This window comes from Streptococcus sp. 10F2, assembly GCF_054331515.2.
The window spans coordinates 1-24358 of sequence record NZ_JBTGGE020000021.1 but is presented as its reverse complement, the minus strand read 5'-3'; the positions used below and the strand labels follow the sequence as shown (position 1 = coordinate 24358).

The window sequence follows — 24358 nt, the reverse complement described above, 5'->3', positions numbered from 1 at the left end:
ACTGCTCCTAAAGGTTTTTAGTCAGATTAACGTACAGTGCGGATACGCATAGTGTTCGTTCCACCAGTTCCTACTGGAACACCTGCAACGATAATGATATTATCACCTGATTCAACAAGACCTGATGAAAGAGCAACTGATTCTGCAACTTCAAACATATCGTCTGTAGATCCAGGTTTGTCAGTTACGACTGGGATAACACCCCAGTTCAAAGTCAAGGAACGTTGTGTCAACTCATCAAAAGTTACAGCCAAGATATCTGCATCTGGACGGTATTTAGAAATCAAACGAGCTGTGTTTCCTGATTCAGTAAGGGCAACAACCAATTTAATATCCATTGAGTTGGTTGCATCTTTAACAGCAGAAGCAACAACTTCTGTTTTAGAAGTACGGCTGAAGTTAGCTGTTGATAGACGACCATACTCATTCAAAAGAGTTTGTGCATTCTTATCAATTGTAGCCATCGCAGTCACAGACTCAAGTGGGTATTTACCGTTAGCAGACTCACCAGAAAGCATTGTTGCGTCTGTTCCATCGATAACCGCGTTAAAGACGTCAGATACTTCTGAACGAGTCGCACGTGGTTTTTCAGTCATAGTTTCCAACATGTTTGTCGCAGTAATAACCACTTTACCAGCAGCATTTACTTTTGTGATAATCATTTTTTGGTAAACTGGAACCATTTCGAATGGTACTTCAATCCCCATATCACCACGAGCAATCATGATACCATCTGCTGCTTCGATAATTTCATCAAGGTTATCAATACCTTGTTGGTTTTCAATTTTAGCAAACAACTTCACATGGTTGTTGCCAGTTTCTTCACAGATTGCACGAACTTCGTTCACATCTTTAGCAGTACGAACGAAAGAAATAGCGATAAAGTTAATTCCTTGTTCAAGACCAAAACGAATATCTGCGTTATCACGATCTGCTAAAGCAGGGAAAGGAATTTTCGTGTTAGGGATGTTGACACCTTTTTGTTTAGCGATGATGCCATCGTTTTCAACTTCAACTTCGAATTCACGAGTTGCATCATCTTTTCCAACAACGCGAAGACCCAATTTACCATCATCAACCAAGACTTGGCGTCCAACTTCAACGTCATCGTAGATATCCAAACCACCAGCAACGTTCAAAGCGATCACGTCACGAGTAGATTGAATTCCTTGTTTTGTTGCAACACGGATTTTTTCACCTGTTACGTATGAATATTCTTTTGCATCGCCTTCGAACAATTCAGTACGGATTTCAGGACCTTTTGTATCTAAAAGGAAACCAACACGTTGGCCAGCGATTTCTTCGGCACGTTTAACAGTTGCCATACGCTCACCTTGCTCTTGGTGGTCACCGTGTGAGAAGTTGAAACGGAATGTATTCGCTCCAGCTTCAATCAACTTCGCAATATTTTGTGCAGATGCTTCAACGTCAAGTTTTTCACCCCAATAGCCATCTTCACCAAAGCGTTTGCCACCACGGATTTCAACCGCTGGTCCTAAGGTTGCAACAATTTTAACACGTTTGTTCATTTTATTTGTGAACTCCTTTTTATTTTATAAAGCTATATCTTAGAAAGTCGCCAAATGACGGTTCAAGTCTGCCAACTCAAGGTCAGCTTTGTGTGGATTGTTAACAATGATTTTACCATCTGCAGCAAGACTGAAGAGAGCACCTTCTTCTGCAGTTCCAAGAATTGGACTTTCAACCATTTGTTCGTTGCGAATACCAACTGCAAGTCCACCACGACCTTCTTTAAGAAGCTTAACCGCATGTGCTCCCATACGAGAAGCTAAGACACGGTCACGCGCAGTTGGAGCACCACCACGTTGGATATGTCCCAATTCCGTCACACGAAGATCACGTAGGTCTTTCTCATCAGCTGATTCACGCAATTTTGCACCAAATTCATCAGCTGACATTACGCCTTCCGCAAGAATGATGATGTTGTGTTTCTTACCACTTTCATAGCTTTCTTTGATTGTAGCAGCAATCGCATCCATATCAAATTCTTCTTCTGGAACAATAATGCTATCTGCACCAGAGGCAATCCCAGCCCAAAGTGCAATATCTCCTGCATTGCGTCCCATTACCTCAATAACAAAGGTACGACGGTGACTTGCTGAAGTATCCCGGATCTTATCGATAGCATCCATAGCTGTTGTTACAGCTGTATCAAAACCAATTGTAAAATCAGTTCCTACGATATCGTTGTCAATCGTTCCAGGGACACCAACAGCTGGGAAACCGTGCTCTGTAAGACGCATCGCGCCATGATAAGAACCGTCACCACCGATTACGACAACTCCTTCAATTCCATGAGCTTTCAATTGCTCAATTCCTTTAAGCTGCCCTTCCAGTTGAGCAAATTCTGGGTAACGAGCTGATCCTAGGAAGGTACCACCACGACCAACAATGTTTCCTACAGAAGCTGCATCCAATTCGATAAATTTACCAGCAACCATTCCAGCATAACCTTCTTGGATCCCGTAAACTTCCATTCCTTCAGAGATTGCTTGACGAACAACTGCACGAATAGCAGCATTCATTCCAGGGGCGTCACCACCACTGGTCAAAACAGCAATACGTTTCATTCTGCTTGAGCTCCTTCTCTTATATTACATTCCTAAGCATTATAGCATAGGGGATTTTAAAATTCTAGCGTTTTTCAAGAAAAACCGTTTTCAGAGCATAGGGTCCCAAAGCATTCACCAGTTGTTCAGATTTGGAAACGCCTCCTTCTAATTGTAAGGTTTCCTTTCCTTCTTGATAGCGTAAAATAACTGGAATAGGTCCGGGATGTGCCTTTAAAATCCGCGCAACTTCTTGATCTAACTGATGGTTTTGAAGCAAAATCCAACATTGTTCCTTTGTCAACAGTTCCGCATGATTTAACAGAATTTGCTTCCGTCCATCCTTGTCCTGAACTTTCCCGCGAATCCTCAATAAATGTCCTTCTTGTAAAAAATCCTTAAATTTTCGGAAAGCTTCTGGAAATACAATCACTTCTATTTTATGACGAGTATCTGTGACTTGAATAAAGGACATTTGCTCGCCCTTCTTAGTGCGAATGACCCTCATATTCAGAAGCTCAACTAAGAGTTCCACATTACGCCCCACTTGTAAATCAGCAATGCGATCAACCCTGTCCCCCGCTTCCTGAAGATAGTCCTTTAGGGGATGAGGGCTCAGACCTACACCTAGAAGTTCTACTTCCATTCGGTATTTTTCCAAAGAAGAAAAATCAGCCACTTCTTCCCAAGAATAACTAGAATCCGCAAAAAGGCTCCCCAACTCTTGATAGAAGAAAAGAAGGCGATCCAGATTGGTTAACAACGTAGCCCTGTTAGGAGCCATCTGATCGAAGAGTCCAATCTGAATGAGAGGTTTCAGAAATTCAACTTTCTGATAATTCAAAGGCAGACGAAGGAAAAAATCCTCCAAATCTGCAAAAGGCTGCTGCTCCAAAATCCAATTCTGAAAATCTCTGGGAAGTCCCTTGATACGATTCAGGCCTAAATAGATAGCACCATTCTGGAACCGATCTTTACGTGAGACACTATTAATGGTTAAAGACTGCATCTGGAAACCTGCATCTAGAGCATCCTCTAGGTATGCTTGATTGCCGGAACTTAACAGAACTTGAAAAAATATATGGGGATAGTGCGTTTTAAAATAAGCCAACTGAAAAGCCAAGGCAGAATAAGCATAGGCATGACTCCGGTTAAAACCATAACCTGCAAACTTCTCCATGATTGCAAAAAGAGCTTTCGCCCGTTCCTGGTCATAGCCTTGCTGCAAAGCTCCTTCAACAAAGTCTGCTTCCATAGCATGCATCTCTTCCGGTCTCTTTTTACCCATAGCCCTCCGTAACAAATCGGCTTTTCCTAGACTGAAGCCAGCAAAGCGTTGAGCCACCTGCATAACCTGCTCTTGGTACAGCATAATACCATAAGTGGGAGCCAAGATATCCGCCACCGCTGGATCTACTGAAGCCACTGCCTCCCGACCATGTTTTCTCGCAACAAAATTATCAATATAATCACTAGCTCCCGGTCGGTTCAAACTGGTGGTTGCCACCACCTCTTCAAAAGATTGGGGCTGGACCCGACGTAGAAGATGAATAGCTCCTGGTTGTTCAAATTGAAAAATTCCCTTGGTTCGACCTGCAGCAAATAACGCCAGAGTAGCTGGATCTTCTAGCGGAATTCGAGCTGGCTCTAAGACAATCCCCTCTTCCTTGAGAAGTAAGTCCCGCATCCGCTCCACATAGGTGAGGTTCCGCAAGCCCAAGAAATCCATCTTAAGCAAGCCGTTATCTTCAATTGCTGCGGCGTCATACTGAGTAATATAGATATCCTCCGCATATTTCAGAGGGATAAAGTCTGTCAAATCCGCATCACTCATCACCACACCAGCCGCATGAACTGAGGTCTGCCGGGGTAAACCCTCTAAACGCATAGCTAGTTGCAAAGCCCGTCCCAACTCTGGGCGTTCCTGAAATTGTCTGCGAAAAGACAAGCTCCGTTCTGCGACTTGACGCAAGTGCTCCCCAAAGCGAATCTGCTTGGTTAGACCTGAAATTTCAAACTCCGGTAAACCAATCCGTTTCAAAACATCACGCAAGGCCTGCTTGGCACCAAAGGTAGAAAAGGTTACAATCTGCGCAGCATGCATACTTCCATAACGATCGCGAACATAACGGAGGAAATCTGGGCGATGAATATCCGGAATATCAATATCAATATCTGGCATGCTAAAACGTTCTCGATTCAAAAAGCGTTCAAAAATCAAGTTCTTAGCGACAGGATCAATCCCTGTAATATCCAAGGCATAGGCAACCAAACTTCCAACGGCTGAACCACGTCCCATACCCATGTAATAACCTTGTCGTCGGCCAAAAGCTAACAAATCCCAGACAATCAAGAAATAATCATCAAAGCCCATCTCATGGATAACGGCGAGCTCCTCATCCAAACGTTGCAGGTATTCTGTCCCTAGCACCCCCTTGGCCTCCAAACCCGCTCTAGCCCGTTCTCGTAATTCCTCCACAGCCGGTCTTTGTGGATTAAATCGTGGTAGTTTGAGACTCCGATCCAAATCATAATGGATACCATCCACCAATTTTTCTAAATTCTCCCAAGCACCTGGAAAACGAGTCTGATAAGCTTCTTTTACTTCCTGGGCAGGGAGCAATCCTTGTCCTCGGTAACGAACAGGAGTTTCAATCAGCGATTGATTGGCTTTGATAGCCTCCATGACCTGTAAAACTTCCAAATCCTGAGACTCCAAATAACGAACCGTAGGAAAAGGAAGCAAGGGGAGGTCACTTTCAGGATGAGGACTATCCAAGCCTAGACCTAGAAAATAAGGAATACCTAAATCTAACTCTTCCTGTCCTGGCTGATAGGGACGAATAACAGCAAGATCCTGGGTGTATTCCAACAGTTCTTCCCAAGCTACTTTCCCTAAATTCCGTTGAGTGGCCAGTTTTAACAGGTTTTGATAACCTTTTGTGGACCGAGCCAATAGTTGTAACTCAATCATTTGCTCGCCGACACGTGTACTCAAACTCATCCCCAGTAAGGCTTGAATACCCGCTTTTTCAGCTATTTCTAAAAAGGCATAGGCCCCATAAAGATTATCCTGATCCATCAAACCAAGACTTTGGTAGCCCAAATCCCTAGCTCTCTGAACGTAGGAGTTCAGGGTTAGATTACTTTCTAAAAAACTATAAACCGATCGTGTATTTAACTGAATCATACACTCCTCCATGGATACTCTTCAAAAATCAATCCCTAGCCTAGCGGCTTGAATTTTTTACTATATAGTACTCGGATAGGCTGGAACATCGTTCCAGCCTATCTTGACTTAATCATCTTTAATAACAAGCTGTGAGGCCAGAAAAGCGAATTGTTCTGGAATCAAGGATTCTTCTTTGGCTTCTTGCTTTTGTTGCCGGTTCTTCGCTGCAAAATCCTGCCGGAGTTGTTGCCAATCTTCCATTGAAATCGCTAGAATCTCTGGAGAAAAACCAGCGGCCTGACTAAGGATATTCCCAAAAGTCACATTAAGATTGTCCCTTTTCATGGTCTGTTCAGCATTGAAGGCAGATTCAAAAGCCAGAATGGCGTGGTGTTCATTGGCCGCAACAGGTTGCGAACCTTCCAACAACGCCTTATCCGCTCCTGCTAAACTGTTAATAATCTCTCCCCAAGCTTCTTGCAATTTCGTCAGATTAGCACGGGCCAAGACTGGATTCTCAACAGCTTCTTCTAAGATTTTCGTGAAACGGCTCTTGTCAATTTTAACCTTCGTTTCTGAACGTGTTGCGACTTGAGGAGTTTTTACTGGTTGAGCTTGACTAATCCCAGTCCTTTTAAGCTGGGCTACTTCTTCTCTTAGGGCTACAAGCTCTGCTTGGAGCCGAGCCACTTGGGAATCGGCTCCTTCTTCCTTAGGAGCGTCTTCCAATAATTGGACCGTAATCATTTCTAGGGCTAGACGGGCTTGGCTCAGTTGACGCAGGGTCTGGTTGGCTTGAATTAAGACTCCCAGCATATCTAAGAGACGAGCACGATCTAGCTCTTGATTTTCTTGGAACAAACTAGAACGGTCTGTAAAAGTTAACCCTGCTTGACTCAAGAGCAAATCACGAAAATAGGCTAACAGATCATCGAGGAACCGAGCGGGCTGTTTCCCACTATCAAGAATTGTGTTCAAATAATCCATAGCATCTTCCAAATGCCGGCTGCGTAGAGCTGCTACATAGGAATCTAGGGCTAAAAGACTAACAGAACCTGTAATTTCCTCAACAACATCCAAGGTTAAGGTCGAATCATCCAAAAGGCTGAGAGCCTGATCTAATAAGGACAGAGCATCCCGCATCCCGCCCTCAGCTCGACGAGCAATCAGGCTCAACGAACCTTGTTCCGCCGTTATACTCTCTTGCCCTAGAATCCATTCCAAATGGGCTACGATATCCGGCTCTTTGATAGACTTAAATTCAAAACGCTGAACCCGAGAAAGAATGGTCGCTGGAATCTTATGCAATTCTGTCGTTGCAAGAATGAAGACCAAGCCTGGACTCGGTTCTTCCAAGGTCTTGAGGAGCGCATTAAAGGCACCCGTCGAGAGCATGTGAACCTCATCAATAATGTAGACTTTGTACTGAGCCAAACTAGCAGCATAGGTAGATTTATCCCGAATATCACGGATTTCATCCACCCCGTTATTACTAGCCGCATCAATTTCAATAACATCTTCCAAACTCCCTAAGGTGATGGCTTGACAGATGTCACACTGATTGCACGGTTCCCCATCTACCTGATTAGGACAGTTCATAGCCTTGGCAAAGATCTTAGCAGCAGAGGTTTTACCAGTTCCCCTTGGGCCTGAAAATAGGTACGCATGACTGATTTTTCCCGTGGCGACAGCTTGGCGTAAACTTTGGGAGACGACTGGTTGCCCCACCATTTCTTCAAATGTTTGACTTCGGTACTTACGATAGAGGGCTTGGTACACCGGCTTTTTCCTTTCCTTTTTCTTGAGCTTTGAACTGAGCCAACAGCCTTTTATGGCTTGTCGGATTTAGGCAAATATGAACCACCATTATACCATTAAAATCTAGTCCAAAGCCTTGATTTCCAGAATCATATCGCGGATTTGTGCTGCCAACTCGAAATCGAGGATACCAGCCGCTTCCTGCATCTGTTCTTCCAATTTTTTGAGAGCTTCCTTGCGTTCTTTTTTGTTCATGCTTTCGAAATCTGGTGTCTCTTCTTGCTCCGGTAAAACAACCTTGGTCACACTAATGAGATCTCGAATCTCCTTCTTAATCGTTTGTGGAACAATCCCGTGTTTTTCATTGTATTCCATTTGGATCGTGCGACGACGAGCTGTTTCTTTCATAGCCTTTTTCATGGATTCCGTCTCAGTATCAGCATACATGATTACGTGTCCCTCGCTATTACGGGCAGCTCGACCGATGGTCTGAATCAGACCTCGCTCATTGCGGAGAAACCCTTCTTTATCAGCATCCAAAATAGCCACCAAACTCACCTCAGGAACATCAATTCCCTCACGCAATAGGTTGATTCCGATAAGAACATCAAAGACTCCCAAGCGTAGATCACGGATAATCTCCGTCCGTTCTAGGGTCTTAATATCCGAGTGCATATACTTGACCTTGACTCCCATCTCCTTCAAGTAATCGGTCAAGTCTTCCGCCATTTTTTTGGTCAGAGTAGTGATGAAAACCCGCTCGTTTTTCTCCACTCGCTCGTGGATTTCACCTAAAAGATCCTCCATTTGTCCATGGGTTGGGCGGACCTCAACTTCTGGATCCAGTAGTCCTGTTGGTCGGATAATCTGCTCGACAATCGTTTCTGTCTCATCCATTTCATAATCACCCGGAGTTGCCGAAACATAGACAATCTGATGAACATGTTGTTCAAACTCCTCACGCCGAAGCGGACGGTTGTCTAATGCGCTTGGCAGACGAAAACCATGATTGACCAACATTTCCTTCCGAGCACGGTCACCATTATACATTCCTTTAATCTGCCCCATAGTCATATGGGACTCATCAATCATAATCAAGAAGTCTTCCGGAAAGAAATCTAACAGTGTGTATGGTGGCTCACCTTCAGAACGTCCATCCATATGACGCGAATAATTCTCAACCCCATTGGTATACCCCATCTCACGCAACATCTCGATATCATAATCCGTTCTTTGTTTCAAACGCTGCGCTTCAAGAAGCTTACCTTCCTTCTCAAATAGGGCTAGCTGCTCTTCTAACTCTGCCTGAATCTTGGCAATCGCCATCTCCAAATCCTGATCATTGGTCACAAAGTGAGTCGCAGGATAAATAGCTAAATGATCTACCTCTCCTAAAACCTGACCGGTCAAGGCTTCAATTTCACGAATCCGGTCAATCTCATCGCCAAAAAACTCAACCCGAAAGGCATGCTCATCACGACTCGCTGGAAAAACTTCAACAATGTCTCCCCGAACCCTAAATCGTCCCCGTTGAAAATCAATGTCATTCCGCTCAAACTGAATATCCACCAAATCATTCAATAATTGATCTCTTGAAATCAACTGGCTTGGTCGCAAACTAACAACATTATCTGCATACTCCTTCGGAGAACCCAAACCATAGATGCAGGAAACAGATGCCACTACAATCACATCATTGCGTTCTAGTAAGGCTGAGGTAGCCGAATGACGTAATTTATCAATCTCATCATTCACCGAGCTATCCTTCTCAATGTAGGTATCACTGGAAGGAACATAGGCTTCCGGCTGGTAGTAATCATAATAAGAGACGAAGTATTCAACCGCATTTTCTGGGAAAAATTCTTTGAACTCGCCATACAATTGCCCTGCTAAGGTTTTATTATGGGCAATTACCAAGGTCGGCTTATTCACCTTGGCAATCACCTGACTCATTGTATACGTTTTTCCCGTACCAGTGGCTCCCATTAAAATTTGGGCCTTCTCCCCACCTTCAATATTTTCGACTAATTCCCCAATCGCCTGAGGTTGATCCCCCGACGGTTGGTACTTAGATACAAGTTTAAATTGATTATTTTCGATTCTTTCAATCATAGTACACCTCGTTTCCTATTTTACCATCTTTCGGCAAGGAAATCCTGAGTTAGATATGTTAGATTTTCTTACATATAATAGTGCCAATTTGCATACTCCTGCCCTTTTTGGTATAATTTGAAAATATTCGAAAAGGAGATGCCGAAATGAAGAAAAAACTTCTAAGTCTCTTGTTGCTTTTCATTCCATTATTAGCAACGAGCGGCGTGCAGGCAGCTGATACAATTAAAATTGTATCGGATACAGCTTATGCACCATTTGAATTCAAAGATTCAGATCAAATTTATAAAGGAATCGACGTCGACATCATCAAGGCAGTCGCAGAGAAAAAAGGATGGAATTATGAACAAAGCTATCCTGGATTCGATGCGGCTGTTAATGCGGTTCAAGCCGGTCAAGCTGACGCCATCATGGCAGGGATGACCGCTACAAAGGAACGCAAAAAAGTTTTCACCATGTCTGACACCTACTACGATACCAAAGTGGTCATCGCAACTCTTAAAGGAAATGGGATTTCAGACTATAGCCAACTCAAGGGTAAAACCGTCGGAGTAAAAAACGGCACTGCTGCCCAACGATTCCTTGAAGATAATAAGGACAAATACGGTTATGAAATCAAAACTTTTGATACCGGAGATTTAATGAATAACAGCCTCCAAGCTGGTGCTGTCGATGCTATTATGGATGATAAACCCGTCCTTCAATATGCCATCGATCAAGGCCAAAACCTTGAGATCAAGATGGACGGTGAGCCAGTTGGAAGTTTCGCTTTCGGTGTGAAGAAAGGAAGCGATCAAGAATACTTGGTAGAAGAGTTTAACGAAGCCCTCGCTGAGATGAAGGAAGATGGTAGCCTTGAGCAAATCATCAATACTTGGACTGGAGCATCTAACAACTCAGTAGCTGCCAATATCCCTGAAACTTCTACCCCAGCCGGTCAAACAGCAACTCCAATCAAGAGCGAATACAAGATTGTCAGTGACTCTTCTTTCGCACCTTTCGTCTTCCAAAATGATTCCAATGAATACACTGGAATCGACATGGAATTGATTCAAGCCATTGCTAAAGACCAAGGCTTTAGCGTTTCTGTAACTAACCCAGGATTTGACGCAGCGGTTAATGCGGTTCAAGCCGGTCAAGCAGACGGAATCGAAGCTGGAATGTCCATTACGGATGAACGTAAGAAGACTTTTGACTTCTCTGAACCATACTATATTGCGAATGCCATTATCGGTGTTAAGAAAAATAGTGATATTGCTTCCTACGAAGACCTTAACGGTAAAACCGTTGGAGTGAAAAATGGTACTGCTTCTCACGACTTCCTAACTGAAAACAAGGATAAATACGGATATGACATTAAGGTCTTCTCAGAAGCCGCTTCTATGTATGATAGTTTGAATGCTGGTTCTGTGGATGCCATTATGGATGATGAACCAATTATCAAATACGCCATTAACCAAGGGCAAAACTTAGCTACTCCAATTGCTGGAATTCCAGTTGGAGAATACGGCTTCGCCGTTAAAAAGGGCACCAACCCTGAATTGATCGAAATGTTCAACAATGGCTTAGCCAATCTAAAAGCGAATGGGGACTATGAAAAACTCCTCGATAAATACTTGGGTGAATCAACTGCAAACAGTAACCAATCTTCAACAGTTGATGAAACAACGATTTGGGGACTACTCCAAAACAACTACAAGCAATTGCTAAATGGTCTTTGGATTACCATTTCCCTAACCTTGATTTCCTTTGCCATTGCTATGGTGATCGGAATTATCTTCGGAATGTTTAGCGTGAGTCCAGTTCCTGCATTACGAACTGCGGCCTCCATTTTCGTAGATGTGATTCGTGGAATCCCGTTGATGATTCTTGCAGCATTTATTTTCTGGGGTATTCCTAACTTGATTGAAAGCATGACGGGTCAACAATCACCAATCAATGATTTTGTAGCAGGTGTGATTGCCTTGTCTCTAAACTCTGGTGCTTATATCGCCGAGATTGTACGGGGTGGTATCCAAGCCGTTCCCGCCGGGCAGATGGAAGCCAGCCGCAGTTTGGGTATCTCTTATAGCAAGACTATGCGGAAGATTATCCTCCCTCAAGCTGCTAAGATCATGCTTCCAAACTTCATCAACCAGTTTGTAATTGCCTTAAAAGATACAACCATCGTATCCGCAATTGGTTTGGTCGAACTCTTCCAAACAGGTAAAATTATCATTGCACGGAACTACCAAAGCTTCCGCATGTATGCAATTCTAGCCGTGATTTACCTCATCTTGATTACTTCTCTCACTCGCCTAGCGAAACATCTAGAAAAGAGGACCAGTAAATGAGTAAACAATTGAAAATTGATGTAAATGACCTTCACAAGTACTATGGGAAAAATGAAGTTTTAAAAGGCATCACCACTCAATTCTATGAAGGAGATGTAGTCTGCATCATCGGTCCTTCTGGTTCCGGTAAGTCTACCTTCCTCCGCAGCTTAAACTTGCTGGAGGAAGCAACAAGTGGACATATCACCGTCAACGGTGAAGATCTTACCCTCCCAACTACAGATGTGGATAAAGTTCGAGAAGATATCGGAATGGTATTCCAACACTTCAATCTCTTCCCCCACATGACAGTTCTTGAGAATATCACCTTTGCGCCAGTTGAGCACAGTCGTATGTCTCTTGAAGAAGCCAAAAGCTTAGGAATGGAACTTTTGGAAAAAGTTGGTCTAGCTGAAAAAGCCGATGCTATGCCAGATAGCCTTTCCGGAGGTCAGAAACAGCGGGTAGCCATTGCGCGTGGTTTGGCTATGAAACCTGAAATCATGCTCTTTGACGAACCAACTTCTGCCCTCGACCCTGAGATGGTTGGAGATGTATTGAATGTTATGAAAGACTTGGCAGAACAGGGAATGACTATGATTATTGTTACCCACGAAATGGGATTTGCCCGCCAAGTAGCCAATCGAGTGATCTTCACCGCAGACGGTGAATTCCTCGAAGATGGACGACCAGACGAAATCTTTGATAACCCACAACACCCACGTTTGAAAGACTTCCTTGATAAAGTCTTGAACGTTTAAAAGAATCAAACTTAATAGCCAAACCCCCATGGAATCACGAATTCCATGGGGGTTTCATTTATCAAATTTTTACTAAGGAATGACTACATAGCGACGAATGCCTGAGCCTGAGATGTAGCTAAGCCAATTTCTGCCTTCAGCTTGAACAATCTTGTCATAGTTTACAGACATCCCTTTTTCATAGAGGGCTACGACTGCTGCAGACATTTGAGCTTTATTTTTTACCAAGGCCTCTGCTCCAAAGGTATAAGTACCGGCTGATGGAAGACCTTGAAGGGGTGGTTTTACCTCTGTCTTTGGCGCTGCCGCTAGCTTTTCAATTGCAATGTAATGGCGAGTTCCACCATAGCTGAGATAGCTAAGCCAACGGTGACCATCCGCTTCTAAGACCTTATCATAGTTTACAGAGCCACCTTTGTCATAGTAAGCAACATCGAGGCTGGTTACTCGCGCTTCTTTTTTAATACCGAAGCGACCTTCGAAACGGAAAGTTCCAGAAGAGGGGATACCCGCTAGAGATGTACTTGGAACTTCTGGTTTGGTTTCTAGTCTTGCTTCAGACTTTGGCGCTGTAGCTAGTTTTTCAACAGCGATGTAATGGCGTGCTCCACTATAGCTGAGATAGCTAAGCCAACGGTGACCATCCGCTTCCAAGACCTTGTCGTAGTTTACAGAACCGCCCTTATCGTAGTAAGCGACATCAGGACTTGCAAGGCGAGCCTCTTTCTTGATACCATAACGGCCATCAAATTTATAAGTACCCGCTGATGGTAGGCTTTGGGCTTGCGGTTTTACCTCCGGCTTAACTTCTGGTTTGGTTTCAGCCTTTGGCGCTGCAGCTAGTTTTTCAACAGCGATGTAATGGCGAGCTCCACTATAGCTGAGGTAGCTGAGCCAGCGGTGACCATCCGCTTCCAAGACCTTATCGTAGTTTACAGAACCGCCCTTATCGTAGTAAGCGACATCTGGACTTGCAAAGCGAGCTTCTTTCTTGATGCCATAGCGACCATCAAATTTATAAGTACCCGCTGACGGTAGGCTTTGAGCTTGCGGTTTTGCCTCCGGCTTAGCTACTGGTTTGGATTCAACCTTTGGCGCTGTAGCTAATTTTTCAACAGCGATGTAATGGCGAGCTCCACTATAGCTGAGATAGCTAAGCCAACGGTGACCATCCGCTTCCAAGACATTGTCGTAGTTTACAGAACCGCCCTTATCATAGTAAGCAACATCAGGACTTGCAAGGCGAGCCTCTTTCTTGATACCATAACGGCCATCAAATTTATAAGTACCCGCTGATGGTAGGCTTTGAGCTTGCGGTTTTGCCTCCGGCTTAGCTACTGGTTTGGATTCAACCTTTGGCGCTGCAGCTAGTTTTTCAACAGCGATGTAATGGCGGTTGCCACCATAGCTGAGGTAGCTGAGCCAGCGGTGACCATCCGCTTCCAAGACCTTATCGTAGTTTACAGAACCGCCCTTATCATAGTAAGCAACATCAGGACTTGCAAGGCGAGCTTCTTTCTTGATGCCATAGCGACCATCAAATTTATAAGTACCAGAAGTCGCTAAAGGTACAGATGCCTCAATTTCTTGTTTTTCTTCTACCTGGGGAGCAAGAGAAGAAGCATTTAAAACCCCAATCGGAGCATAGCGACGTTGTCCGCTATAGGATTTATAGGACAACCATTGATAGCCTTCTTGATGATGTAATTGATCGTAGTGAACTTGGTCTCCCGCTTGGAAGTAAAAGGCTACATCCGCTTTTACAGATAATTCATCTTTTACACCAACAGTTTCTGCAAAAGTATAGAGACCACTTGTAGCTAGCTCTTGAGCAGGTTGTTCTGGAAATTCCTGTAACTGATCCGCAGAAAGTTGTACCACACGAGGTTGAAGCTGAGCTGGTGCAGCATAAACTCCATCTAGAGAAGCTTGACCTTGATTCTCAACCACATCTTGTTTAGATATAGTAAGAGGTGCTTCCATGGATACTTGATCTGCCGCAACCGTAGAACCCGCTCCTAGCAACACAGTTCCAATCGCGATCGATGCCACACCAACACTATATTTACGAATAGAATAACGTTGAATTGGGTTCCACAAATCTTTAGCTTTCATGATTTACCTCCTACCCTTACTCATAGAATTTTTTGTAACAAATGTTACACTTTTGTTACCTTGTGTCTTAATTGTAACAAAACTTTACAAATTTGTCATCTAATTATCGGCTATTTACTCCATTTTTTGCAAAAAAGAGACCCTTTCGGGTCTCAAGTTGCCTATTCATCCTGCTCTTGTCGCTCCAATCGGAATTTCCGATTGGGATTCAATGTATTAAAAAGGGCTTCCAACTTCTCTTCCGTCCAGACATCGGCTGCTGAAACAAAGTTTCCATCAGCATCCTTAAATGATATCGGCTTATCTCCCATAAGACCCCCTAGTCCACAAACTCGAACTCAAAATTCCCAATGCGAACCAAGTCCCCATCGCGAGCTCCGCGTTCGCGAAGAGCCTCATCAACACCCATACCTCTCAATTGGCGAGCAAATTTCATCACAGCTTCGTCTCGATCAAAGTTGGTCATCGTAAAGAGTTTTTCTAGCTTAGCTCCCGATAGAACCCAAGTAGCATCATCATCACGTGAAATTTCAAAGGCCGCCTCTTCTTGGTCAAATCCATAATAGGCTTCTTCTTGATACATTTCATGACTATCATATAGAAGAAACTCTGGAGTCTTCGCCAAGAGATCTGCACTGGCATCTAGTAACGGGCCCAAACCTTTTTGACTAATTCCCGAAATAGGGAAAATCATCGGCAACTCATCAAATTCATCATAGTTAGCTGCCAATTTTTCCTTGAAGATTTTTAGATTCTCCTCACTATCCGACATATCCATTTTATTAGCAACAATCATTTGAGGACGTTCCATCAGGCGAAGATTATAAGACTCCAACTCCTTATTAATAGCCAAATAATCTTCATAAGGATCTCGTCCTTCGCTCGCACTCATATCAATGACATGCCAAATCACACGTGTCCGCTCAATATGACGAAGGAACTGAGTTCCAAGACCAACTCCTTGGCTAGCCCCTTCAATTAATCCAGGAAGATCCGCGACTGCATAAGAATCCCCGCTTGGTGTCTGAACCATTCCTAGATTTGGAACAATAGTCGTAAAGTGATAAGCACCAATCTTAGGCTTAGCAGCTGTAATAACAGAGAGCAAGGTAGACTTGCCGACAGATGGGAAACCGACCAAGCCAACATCTGCCAAAATTTTCAACTCCAATAAAAGCTCTCGTTCTTGACCAGGCTCCCCATTTTCAGAAATCTCAGGAGCGGGATTCCGTGGAGTCGCAAAGCGAATATTTCCCCGGCCACCACGACCACCTTTGGCTACAATAAATTCTTGGTCTTGTTCAATCAAGTCTACCAAGACCTTCCCGGATTCCAAGTCCCGCACAGTTGTCCCAGGAGGTACCGCCACATACAGATCCTCAGCTCCACGACCGTGCATTCCCTTGTTCATCCCTTTCTCACCCGCTTGGGCTTTAAAATGACGATTGTAACGGAAATCCATCAAGGTACGCAGACCTTCATCCACCTTAAAGATGACATCGCCACCGCGGCCACCATCACCGCCCCAAGGCCCTCCATTAGGGACATATTTCTCACGACGAAAGGCTACCATTCCGTCGCCACCTTTTCCTGCTTTCACCTTGATTTTAGCAGTATCTAAAAACATACTCATCTTCCAATTCCTCCTACATGGTAAAAAGGACCAAGGATGCCCCTAGGCTTCCTTGGTCCTTGACTCCTAGATTAATGCAGAAATAGCGGTCATGAAAATAGCTCCAACTGTTACAAGAACCATAATAATCACAACCAACATGGTTAATTTCTCAAACGGGGATTTCTTACGCTTCCCTGTGTCACCAAATGCCATGATAACTCCTTCTTCTACTTAAATACTTAATTTCATTCTATCATGCTTCCAGTTCCAAGACAAGAAGAAACTAAGCTTAGAGTCCAATTTCTGCCTGAACAACTGCTGCGATGGTGTCCACGTAATAATCAACTTCCTCGTCAGTAGGAGCCTCTGCCATCACCCGAAGTAGAGGTTCCGTTCCACTTGGACGGACCAAGATACGACCATTTCCGGCCATCTCTTCCTCCATCTTCGCAATCACAGCCGCAATAGCAGGTACTTCCATTGCTTGATCCTTCATCTTATTATCGACTCGAATATTCACCAATTTTTGGGGATAAATCGTTACCTGCTCTGCTAGCTCAGACAAGGTCTTACCAGACTCCTTCAGGATTTTCGTCAACTGAACTCCCGTCAATTGACCATCACCTGTCGTATTGTAATCCATCAAGATGACATGCCCAGATTGCTCTCCACCAAGATTAAAACCAGAGCGGCGCATTTCTTCAACAACATAACGGTCGCCAACAGCGGTTACAGCCTTATCAATGCCATGTGCCTCAAGCGCCTTATGGAATCCAAGATTAGACATAACCGTAGTCACAATACTATTCTTAGCCAACTTGCCTTCTTGAGCTAGGGCTTGTCCAAGGATAAACATGATTTTATCCCCATCAACAATTTGACCTTTCTCATCAACCGCAATCAAACGATCAGAATCTCCGTCAAAGGCCAAGCCGAGATCGGCACCTTTTTCTAAAACCAATTCTTGTAGTTTTTCAGGATGAGTAGAACCAATTTGAGCATTGATATTAAGACCATCTGGTTTCTCACCGATAACACTTAATTTTGCCCCAAGATCCGCAAAGACTTGGCGAGCACTAGTTGAAGCAGCCCCGTTCGCTGTATCTAAAGCTACATGTAAGCCATCCAACTGATTACCTGTTGACACCAAGAACTCTTGGTATTTCCGAAGACCTTCTGGATAATCCATCACATGTCCCAAGCCTTGGGCGCTTGGACGGGGAAGTTTATCTTCTGGTGCATCTAGGAGAGCCTCAATCTCCAATTCCCGTTCATCATCCAACTTAAAACCATCGCCACCAAAGAATTTAATGCCATTGTCTTGGGCAGGATTATGGCTAGCAGAAATCATAACTCCGGCACTTGCCTTTTCTGTGCGAACCAAATAGGCAATTCCAGGTGTTGCAATAACTCCTAACTTATAAACTTGGATTCCAACAGATAAAAGACCTGCAATCAGAGCATTTTCCAACATTTCACCAGAGATCCGTGTATCACGCCCAACAAAGACACGTGGGATTCCTTCCTCGTGTTGGCTCAATACATAGCCACCAAAACGTCCTAAGCGGAAAGCTAATTCTGGTGTTAATTCAACATTAGCTTCTCCACGAACACCATCCGTTCCAAAATATTTTCCCATGATTATTTTTTCTCCTCTGTTTTTACTAGTATGCGAATCGAAATGGTTTCAGGCTCAATAACACTAGGAACAATTTCCCCACTTGCATCAACCGCCTGAAGATTCACTTCTCCATTGTAGTTCTTCGTTTGATCCCAATCATCCGGTAAAACCATTTTCACAGCAACAATCTGATCCAATAGCTCCTCATTTGTTGTCACCGTTACTTCCTTGGCTTCATCAGGAAGCGTTAAGGAGGTTCCTTTAGGTAACTGACTTAGAAAGCTCGCCAAATCAACCTTAAACTGCTGGGATTTTTTTAAGCCAATTGTACCGCTAATAGTATCTGGATAGACCTTAGCTGTTACCCCTCCTGTTAGATGTTCGACTATTACTGGTACTTCAACCAAACCTGGAGACTCTTTGGTCAAATCAACCACCACACGAAAGGTGCGGGAGGATTCCTGAGTTTCCGTTGACAGTAAAACCCGATTGGAAGAAGAAAGATCTACTGACACTTCTGAAGCAAAACCAGATACAAAGTAGCGATCCGAATCATATCGCAAAACTAGGGGAACTCCCTTAATCGTATTGGTATAAGTTTCCGTTGCAATATCCCCGCTAGTCTTGGCCTGAGTTTGATATTGACTAGTGGAGGCATACAAAAACAAAATAAGAGATAAGAAGGTCGCTAATAACGCATATAGCCAGGATCGATTAGTCTTACTTTTCATCCTTTTTCCTCCTTAGCAATAATGACAAACCATCTGAACGATCTTCCTGTACAGCAAAAAATTCCTCTAACACCAGACGTAATTCGGTTGGGGCCACATCATGTGTCAGAACCCCATTTCGGGTATAGGAAATTTCCCCTGTTTCTTCAGATACAATCAAGGTCAAGGCGTCACTCACCTCAGACACACCAACAGCTGCCCGATGCCTGGTCCCGAAACTCTTAGGAATTTTACCAGATTCAGATAGCGGAAGGTAGGCCGAAGCCGCTGCTATTTTATTCTCAGAAAGAATGACAGCACCATCATGTAAGGGAGTATTCGGAATAAAAATATTGATTAAGAGTTCTCCACTAATCTGTGATGCCAATGGAATTCCAGTAGCAATATATTCCCGTAAAGTCTGAGCTCCTTCAAGAACAATCAAGGCCCCAATTTTCCGAGGGCACATATAGGTGACTGCCTTCATCAATGCATCAATCGTATGCTCCTCAGATGTCTGAGTTCGAACATTAAAAAGGTCTAATGTCCGTCCCAAACGCTCCAATCCCGACCGAATTTCTGGAACAAAAATAACCACGGCTGCAATAACTCCATAGGTGACAACCTGATTCATCAGCCAAGCAACCGTCGTCAAGCCGACCAGGTTGGCTAAAATCTGAAGGCCCACAAACAAAAGAACCCCTCGAACCAGGGTCATAATCTTGGTTCCTGCTAAGGCTTTAATCGCAAAATACAGGGCAATTGCAACCACTGCGATATCTACAATTTGAATAAAAATAGCCCACGGACTGGAGAAAAAGCTTTGCCAATACTGGGGATCTACTAAATATCTAAAATTCATACCAAAACAGCCTCCACTCCTTTTCCGTACATTTTGATCAACTGAACAATTATACCACGATTTAACCTTCGAACCAAGACTGCGAACATCTTCTTCTGTTGCTTTTTATGATAAAATAATTTCATGAAATTAAATACATTACTTGGATTAGCAACTGGTAAAACCAGTGCAACTGCTTTAAAAATGCTCGGGCGTGGTTCCACCCTCCCAGGTAAGCTCGCCCTCAAGTTTGACCCACATATTTTGGACCAATTAGCCAAGGACTATGAGATTGTTCTAGTCACCGGAACTAATGGAAAAACACTTACAACCTCCTTAATTGTAGGGATTCTTTCTGAAGCCTTTGGTCCCGTTTTGACCAATACCAGTGGGGCTAATATGATTACAGGAATTACCACAACATTCCTCAAAAGCCCTAAGAAAAACGGGAAAAAAATCGCCGTTTTAGAAGTCGATGAGGCCAGTGTACCCAAAATTTGTGATTATATCCAACCCACACTCTTTGTTCTCAGTAACATTTTCCGAGATCAAATGGATCGCTTTGGCGAAATTTACACGACCTACAAATTTATTTTAGACGGCATCAAAAAAGCTCCCAACGCTACCGTTTTGGTCAATGGAGATAGCCCCATTTTCCAATCAGTAGAGCTGCCAAATCAAATTCTCTCCTTTGGTTTTGACCATAAAGAAGAAGAGGCTCATCTAGCTCACTACAATACAGAAGGAATCCTCTGTCCAAAATGCCAACACATCTTGCGTTATAAAATGATTACTTACGCAAATCTTGGCAACTACTTCTGTCCGACTTGTTCCTTTGAACGTAAACCCCTGGATTATCGTTTGACCGATCTAGTGGAGCTTACAGAAAAATCTTCACGTTTCAAAATCGATGACCAGGAGTATAGCATTAACATCGGCGGTCTTTACAATATTTACAACGCCTTAGCTGCCGTGGCCGTCGCAGAATTTTATCAAATTCCTGCCGACACAATTCGCGCAGGTTTTGACAAGAGTAAGGCTGTCTTTGGTCGGCAAGAAACCTTTAAAATTGGCGACAAAGAGTGCACACTTGTTTTAATCAAAAATCCCGTTGGAGCAACTCAGGCTTTGGAAATGATTCAATTAGCCCCTGGTCCCTTTACGATGTCTTTCCTACTCAATGCTAACTACGCCGATGGGATTGATACAAGCTGGATTTGGGACGCAGAATTCGAATGGATTCAAGAAATGGACGTTCCTCATGTCTTTACCGGTGGTGTTCGCCATGCCGAAATTAGTCGCCGGATTCGGGTTGCAGGCTATCCCGAACAGCAAATGACGGAGCTTGATCAACTTAAAGATTTGGTCCAAGCCATCAAAAATCAAGAAGCTCCACGTGCCTACATCCTCGCAACCTATACTGCTATGCTGGAAATGCGAGAACTCCTTGCTAGCCAGCATCTCGTTTCGAAGGAGATGAACTAATGACCTATGTTTCTTTGCAAAGCGTAAATCCCCAAAACTATCCCTATCAGCTTCGAATCGCTCACCTCTACGGGGACTTGATGAATACCTATGGGGATAACGGCAATATCCTCATGCTGAAATATGTCGCCGAAAAACTAGGAGCTGCTGCAACAATCGAAATTGTTTCCTTGGATGATCCCTTCTCGGCTGAAGACTATGACATTGTTTTCTTTGGCGGTGGTCAAGACTATGAACAAGCAATTGTCTCTAAAGATTTACCCCTCAAAAAAGAAGGAATTGATCGGTTTATCCATGAAAAAGAAGGAGTCCTATTAGCCATCTGCGGTGGTTTCCAACTCTTAGGCCAATACTACATTGAAGCCAGTGGACGACGGATTGAAGGAATTGGGGTTATGGGACACTACACCTTAAACCAAGAAAATAATCGCTTTATCGGAGACATCAAAATCCACAATGAAGAATTCAACGAAACTTATTATGGATTTGAAAATCATCAAGGACGGACCTTCCTAGCAGATGACGAAAAACCTCTCGGTAAAGTCATTTACGGCAATGGTAACAATGAAAGTAAAGAAGGAGAAGGGGTTCACTACCACAATGTCTACGGCTCCTATTTCCACGGCCCTATTCTCTCTCGAAATGCTAACCTCGCCTATCGTATGGTTACTACTGCTCTCAAGCAAAAATACCCAGATATCCAACTTCCCGACTTCGACGCTATTCTCAGCCTTGAAGCTTCCCAAGAATTCAGCGATACCAAATCTAAGGCTGAATTTAGCAATTAGGAGATTTTATGAAGCCAAAATTCCGATATTACCTCTCTCTTATTTCTATCTTGCTCATTGCCCTTCTATCCATTAGCAATATCCAAGAGGTACAAGTCTCTCTTCTTGTAACCCAAGTCCAACTCCCCTTAATTTTAGTCATCCTCTTTTCCTTTATCTTGGGAGCACTCGTTACTCTACTCTATAGTCGACCTAGTAAAAAAGTGACCAAGGAAAAGAAGAAAAACAACGAAGAACTACAAGAACTCGAACCCCAAAAATAACCAGCCGCAATGCGACTGGTTATTTTTCTACTCTTCCAACTCTGCCCATTCTTCCAAGGCTGCTTCTTCTTCAGCTTGGGCTTGCTCCAATTCTGCTTGCAATTGGATGAGCTGATCAGGGTCATTGCTCGCCAACATGCTGGCCTGAATCTCAGTTTGAATGCGACTTAGTTCTTCTAGCTGTCGCTCCAATTCTTCAATACGACGCTGCCGTCGACGGATTTCCTTTTGACTCTCCTTTTGCTCCTCATAAGAAAGATTGTTCGACTCCTTCGTCACGACAAGCTCAGGTTCAGTTTCTTGTGCCAACTCTTCCAATTCCTTTTTCTTCTCAAGATAGTAATCGTAATCTCCAAGAAAAAGTCGGGAACCTTCGGGGCTTAACTCCAGCACCTGGTCTGCAATCCGATTGATGAAATAACGGTCATGACTCACAAAAAGCAAGGTTCCCTCAAAATCAATCAATGCCTGTTCCAAGGCCTCTTTGCTCTCGATATCCAAATGGTTAGTCGGTTCATCTAGGACTAGGAAATTATTTTTCTCCATAGAGAGTTTGGCCAAGAGCAAACGGGAGCGCTCTCCACCAGAAAGCATACCAACTGTTTTCTGAACATCATCCCCAGAAAAGAGGAAAGAACCCAGACGGTTGCGAATTTCTAATTCTGGACTTTGAGGAAAATCATTCCACAGCTCATCTAAGACTGTATTCCGAGCACTTAAAGTTTCCTGATTCTGATCGTAGTAGCCAAAATCAACATTGGTTCCAAGACGTGCTTGCCCCTGAATAAACGGTAAATCTCCCTTTAACGATTTTAAGAAGGTTGTCTTACCAACACCATTCGGGCCAACGACTGCAATAGCTGTGTATTTCCGCAAATCTAAGGAAATAGGCTGAGACAAGACTTGTCCCTCATACCCAATAGCTGCTTCCTCCACCGTCAAGACCACATTTCCGGACGGACGTTCAATGGGAAAAGCGATCGTAGCTGCTTTTTCCTGACCACCAGGTTTTTCCAGTCGATCCATTTTTTCTAATTTTTTTCGACGAGACTGAGCCCGTTTGGTAGTTGAGGCTCGTACCAGATTTTTAGCCACGAAGTCCTCTAAGGCAGCAATTTCCTTCTGCTGCTTCTCATATTCCTTGCGTTGAGTTTCCAGTCTTTGAACTTTTTCTTGCACAAACTTCGTGTAATTTCCAACATAACGATCCAAGGAATTTGGTCTCAAATCCCAAGTGATATTCGCCACCTTATCCAAGAAATAGCGGTCATGACTGACAATCAAAAGGGCGCCTTGGTAATTGGTCAAGTAATTTTCTAGCCAAGCAATCGTCTCAATATCCAAGTGGTTAGTGGGCTCGTCCAACACCAAGAGCTGAGGCTCTTCTAGCAACATCTTGGCTAAAGCTAGACGCGTTTTCTGCCCGCCAGATAAATCCGAAATGGGCATGGACCACATGCCCTCATCAAATTGAAAACCATTCAGGATGGAGCGAATCTTGGCCTCATACTGAAAACCACCCGCTTGACGAAAACTCTCCGACAGCTGATCATAACGGCTCATTAAAGCAGCTAGTTCTGCTCCTGTCACCTGCCCCATCTCAGCTTCCAGTTCTCGTAGTGTTTGCTCATCCTGTCGCAGATTGTCAAAAACCTTCAGCATTTCATCATAGATAGACAAGTTGGAATCCAAAGAAGATGACTGAGATAGGTAGGAGAGGGATAAGTCCTTTTTGCGACTAATCTCACCCGATGTCGCTTCCTCCACCCCTACTAAAATTTTTAACAAAGTCGACTTACCGGCACCATTACGCCCCACAAGGGCAATCCGGTCACGGTCACCAATCTGAAAGGTAATATTTTGAAAGAGAACGTCTCCCGCAAAGGAGCGCTCCACCTTACTCGCTTGCATAATAATCATAAGACTATTATAGCAAAAAGCCAAAAAACCTGGGAGCTTTTCCCAGGCTTGAGTTCAATAAATGGTTATAAACACACTCTATCTTTAAATTTAGTTTTACAAAAGAAATTGTTCTTAAAATCCCTTACAAATTATATTGGTACTTAATAATCCGAATAGCATTCTAGTTTAATTCAATATTCGGAACAATTTGAAAGTTCTAAAATGAAGTTAGCCACCCCACCTTATTAGAAATTTAAGTACTTTAACTTTTTGATGTCGATTCCTTATTTCATTTGATAGCAGGTTTGGAGCTGTTAGGCTAACTAGCCAAGG

General features: G+C 43.6%; 18 protein-coding genes. 5 read left to right on the top strand and 13 right to left on the bottom strand.

Going from position 1 to position 24358, the window contains the following annotated elements; all coding sequences use genetic code 11:
* Positions 1-26: 26 nt before the first annotated feature.
* From pyk to uvrB, 5 genes are all read right to left on the bottom strand, one after another.
* A complete protein-coding gene (gene pyk / locus ACXM1Q_RS05200; RefSeq protein WP_458516802.1) occupies positions 27-1529 on the bottom strand; it encodes a pyruvate kinase in 1503 nt (500 codons plus the stop codon).
* Positions 1530-1568: 39 nt separating this feature from the next.
* Entirely contained in the window at positions 1569-2591 is a 1023-nt protein-coding gene (pfkA, locus tag ACXM1Q_RS05195) for a 6-phosphofructokinase (protein WP_458516800.1), read from the bottom strand.
* Between the two features lie 64 nt (positions 2592-2655).
* Positions 2656-5760 carry a DNA polymerase III subunit alpha gene (locus ACXM1Q_RS05190; protein WP_458516798.1) on the bottom strand — a complete coding sequence of 1035 codons (3105 nt, stop codon included), beginning with the start codon at positions 5758-5760 and terminating at the stop codon, positions 2656-2658.
* A 108-nt stretch (positions 5761-5868) separates the two neighbouring features.
* Positions 5869-7521, bottom strand: coding sequence for a DNA polymerase III subunit gamma/tau (dnaX, locus tag ACXM1Q_RS05185; RefSeq protein WP_458516796.1), 1653 nt, complete (start codon positions 7519-7521; stop codon positions 5869-5871).
* 102 nt (positions 7522-7623) lie between these two features.
* On the bottom strand, positions 7624-9612 hold the full coding sequence (uvrB, locus tag ACXM1Q_RS05180; protein ID WP_458516794.1) for an excinuclease ABC subunit UvrB: 1989 nt from the start codon (positions 9610-9612) through the stop codon (positions 7624-7626).
* A 146-nt stretch (positions 9613-9758) separates the two neighbouring features.
* On the opposite strand from uvrB, the gene ACXM1Q_RS05175 reads away from it, so the two are divergent.
* A complete protein-coding gene (locus ACXM1Q_RS05175; protein ID WP_458516792.1) occupies positions 9759-11945 on the top strand; it encodes an ABC transporter substrate-binding protein/permease in 2187 nt (728 codons plus the stop codon).
* Positions 11942-12685 carry an amino acid ABC transporter ATP-binding protein gene (locus tag ACXM1Q_RS05170; protein ID WP_458516790.1) on the top strand — a complete coding sequence of 248 codons (744 nt, stop codon included), beginning with the start codon at positions 11942-11944 and terminating at the stop codon, positions 12683-12685. The genes ACXM1Q_RS05175 and ACXM1Q_RS05170 overlap by 4 nt, the downstream gene beginning before the upstream one ends.
* A gap of 72 nt (positions 12686-12757) precedes the next feature.
* Here the strand turns inward: ACXM1Q_RS05170 and ACXM1Q_RS05165 are convergent, their stop codons facing one another.
* The 7 genes from ACXM1Q_RS05165 to cdaA all read right to left on the bottom strand — a co-directional run bounded on the left by ACXM1Q_RS05165 (position 12758) and on the right by cdaA (position 19608).
* Positions 12758-14800 (bottom strand): SH3 domain-containing protein, encoded by a 2043-nt coding sequence (locus ACXM1Q_RS05165; RefSeq protein WP_458516788.1) that lies wholly within the window; start codon positions 14798-14800, stop codon positions 12758-12760.
* A 161-nt stretch (positions 14801-14961) separates the two neighbouring features.
* Positions 14962-15111 carry a hypothetical protein gene (locus tag ACXM1Q_RS05160; RefSeq protein ID WP_135035598.1) on the bottom strand — a complete coding sequence of 50 codons (150 nt, stop codon included), beginning with the start codon at positions 15109-15111 and terminating at the stop codon, positions 14962-14964.
* Between the two features lie 8 nt (positions 15112-15119).
* A complete protein-coding gene (obgE, locus tag ACXM1Q_RS05155; protein ID WP_458516786.1) occupies positions 15120-16433 on the bottom strand; it encodes a GTPase ObgE in 1314 nt (437 codons plus the stop codon).
* A 66-nt stretch (positions 16434-16499) separates the two neighbouring features.
* Positions 16500-16628, bottom strand: coding sequence for a DUF4044 domain-containing protein (locus tag ACXM1Q_RS05150; RefSeq protein WP_135035593.1), 129 nt, complete (start codon positions 16626-16628; stop codon positions 16500-16502).
* Positions 16629-16704: 76 nt separating this feature from the next.
* Complete coding sequence (gene glmM, locus ACXM1Q_RS05145; protein WP_458516783.1) at positions 16705-18054, bottom strand: phosphoglucosamine mutase; 1350 nt, start codon at positions 18052-18054, stop codon at positions 16705-16707.
* 2 nt (positions 18055-18056) lie between these two features.
* Positions 18057-18767, bottom strand: coding sequence for a CdaR family protein (locus tag ACXM1Q_RS05140; protein WP_458516781.1), 711 nt, complete (start codon positions 18765-18767; stop codon positions 18057-18059).
* Positions 18757-19608 (bottom strand): diadenylate cyclase CdaA, encoded by an 852-nt coding sequence (gene cdaA, locus ACXM1Q_RS05135; protein ID WP_458516779.1) that lies wholly within the window; start codon positions 19606-19608, stop codon positions 18757-18759. Before cdaA ends, ACXM1Q_RS05140 begins: the two co-directional genes overlap by 11 nt.
* A gap of 123 nt (positions 19609-19731) precedes the next feature.
* Here cdaA and ACXM1Q_RS05130 point away from each other — a divergent pair, with 123 nt between their 5' ends.
* From ACXM1Q_RS05130 to ACXM1Q_RS05120, 3 genes are read left to right on the top strand one after another with little or no spacing between them, the layout of a single operon-like run.
* A complete protein-coding gene (locus tag ACXM1Q_RS05130; protein ID WP_458516777.1) occupies positions 19732-21072 on the top strand; it encodes a Mur ligase family protein in 1341 nt (446 codons plus the stop codon).
* On the top strand, positions 21072-21860 hold the full coding sequence (gatD, locus tag ACXM1Q_RS05125; RefSeq protein ID WP_458516775.1) for a lipid II isoglutaminyl synthase subunit GatD: 789 nt from the start codon (positions 21072-21074) through the stop codon (positions 21858-21860). The genes ACXM1Q_RS05130 and gatD overlap by 1 nt, the downstream gene beginning before the upstream one ends.
* An 8-nt stretch (positions 21861-21868) precedes the next feature.
* The gene (locus tag ACXM1Q_RS05120; RefSeq protein ID WP_458516773.1) at positions 21869-22123 is read left to right on the top strand and encodes a lipopolysaccharide assembly protein LapA domain-containing protein; all 255 of its coding nucleotides are present in this window, start codon (positions 21869-21871) and stop codon (positions 22121-22123) included.
* Between the two features lie 27 nt (positions 22124-22150).
* Here ACXM1Q_RS05120 and ACXM1Q_RS05115 read toward each other — a convergent pair whose 3' ends face one another.
* A complete protein-coding gene (locus ACXM1Q_RS05115) occupies positions 22151-24043 on the bottom strand; it encodes an ABC-F family ATP-binding cassette domain-containing protein (protein WP_458516771.1) in 1893 nt (630 codons plus the stop codon).
* Positions 24044-24358 lie beyond the last annotated feature (315 nt).

Bases quoted from the DNA above. Each gene is read 5' to 3' on its own strand.
- ACXM1Q_RS05165 (WP_458516788.1), bottom strand. From the start codon at position 14,800: ATGAAAGCTAAAGATTTGTGGAACCCAATTCAACGTTATTCTATTCGT.
- ACXM1Q_RS05150 (WP_135035593.1), bottom strand. From the start codon at position 16,628: ATGGCATTTGGTGACACAGGGAAGCGTAAGAAATCCCCGTTTGAGAAA.
- ACXM1Q_RS05115 (WP_458516771.1), bottom strand. From the start codon at position 24,043: ATGATTATTATGCAAGCGAGTAAGGTGGAGCGCTCCTTTGCGGGAGAC.
- cdaA (WP_458516779.1), bottom strand. From the start codon at position 19,608: ATGAATTTTAGATATTTAGTAGATCCCCAGTATTGGCAAAGCTTTTTC.
- ACXM1Q_RS05160 (WP_135035598.1), bottom strand. From the start codon at position 15,111: ATGGGAGATAAGCCGATATCATTTAAGGATGCTGATGGAAACTTTGTT.
- gatD (WP_458516775.1), top strand. From the start codon at position 21,072: ATGACCTATGTTTCTTTGCAAAGCGTAAATCCCCAAAACTATCCCTAT.
- pfkA (WP_458516800.1), bottom strand. From the start codon at position 2,591: ATGAAACGTATTGCTGTTTTGACCAGTGGTGGTGACGCCCCTGGAATG.
- ACXM1Q_RS05175 (WP_458516792.1), top strand. From the start codon at position 9,759: ATGAAGAAAAAACTTCTAAGTCTCTTGTTGCTTTTCATTCCATTATTA.
- glmM (WP_458516783.1), bottom strand. From the start codon at position 18,054: ATGGGAAAATATTTTGGAACGGATGGTGTTCGTGGAGAAGCTAATGTT.
- uvrB (WP_458516794.1), bottom strand. From the start codon at position 9,612: ATGATTGAAAGAATCGAAAATAATCAATTTAAACTTGTATCTAAGTAC.
- ACXM1Q_RS05190 (WP_458516798.1), bottom strand. From the start codon at position 5,760: ATGATTCAGTTAAATACACGATCGGTTTATAGTTTTTTAGAAAGTAAT.
- ACXM1Q_RS05170 (WP_458516790.1), top strand. From the start codon at position 11,942: ATGAGTAAACAATTGAAAATTGATGTAAATGACCTTCACAAGTACTAT.
- ACXM1Q_RS05120 (WP_458516773.1), top strand. From the start codon at position 21,869: ATGAAGCCAAAATTCCGATATTACCTCTCTCTTATTTCTATCTTGCTC.
- pyk (WP_458516802.1), bottom strand. From the start codon at position 1,529: ATGAACAAACGTGTTAAAATTGTTGCAACCTTAGGACCAGCGGTTGAA.
- ACXM1Q_RS05130 (WP_458516777.1), top strand. From the start codon at position 19,732: ATGAAATTAAATACATTACTTGGATTAGCAACTGGTAAAACCAGTGCA.
- obgE (WP_458516786.1), bottom strand. From the start codon at position 16,433: ATGAGTATGTTTTTAGATACTGCTAAAATCAAGGTGAAAGCAGGAAAA.
- ACXM1Q_RS05140 (WP_458516781.1), bottom strand. From the start codon at position 18,767: ATGAAAAGTAAGACTAATCGATCCTGGCTATATGCGTTATTAGCGACC.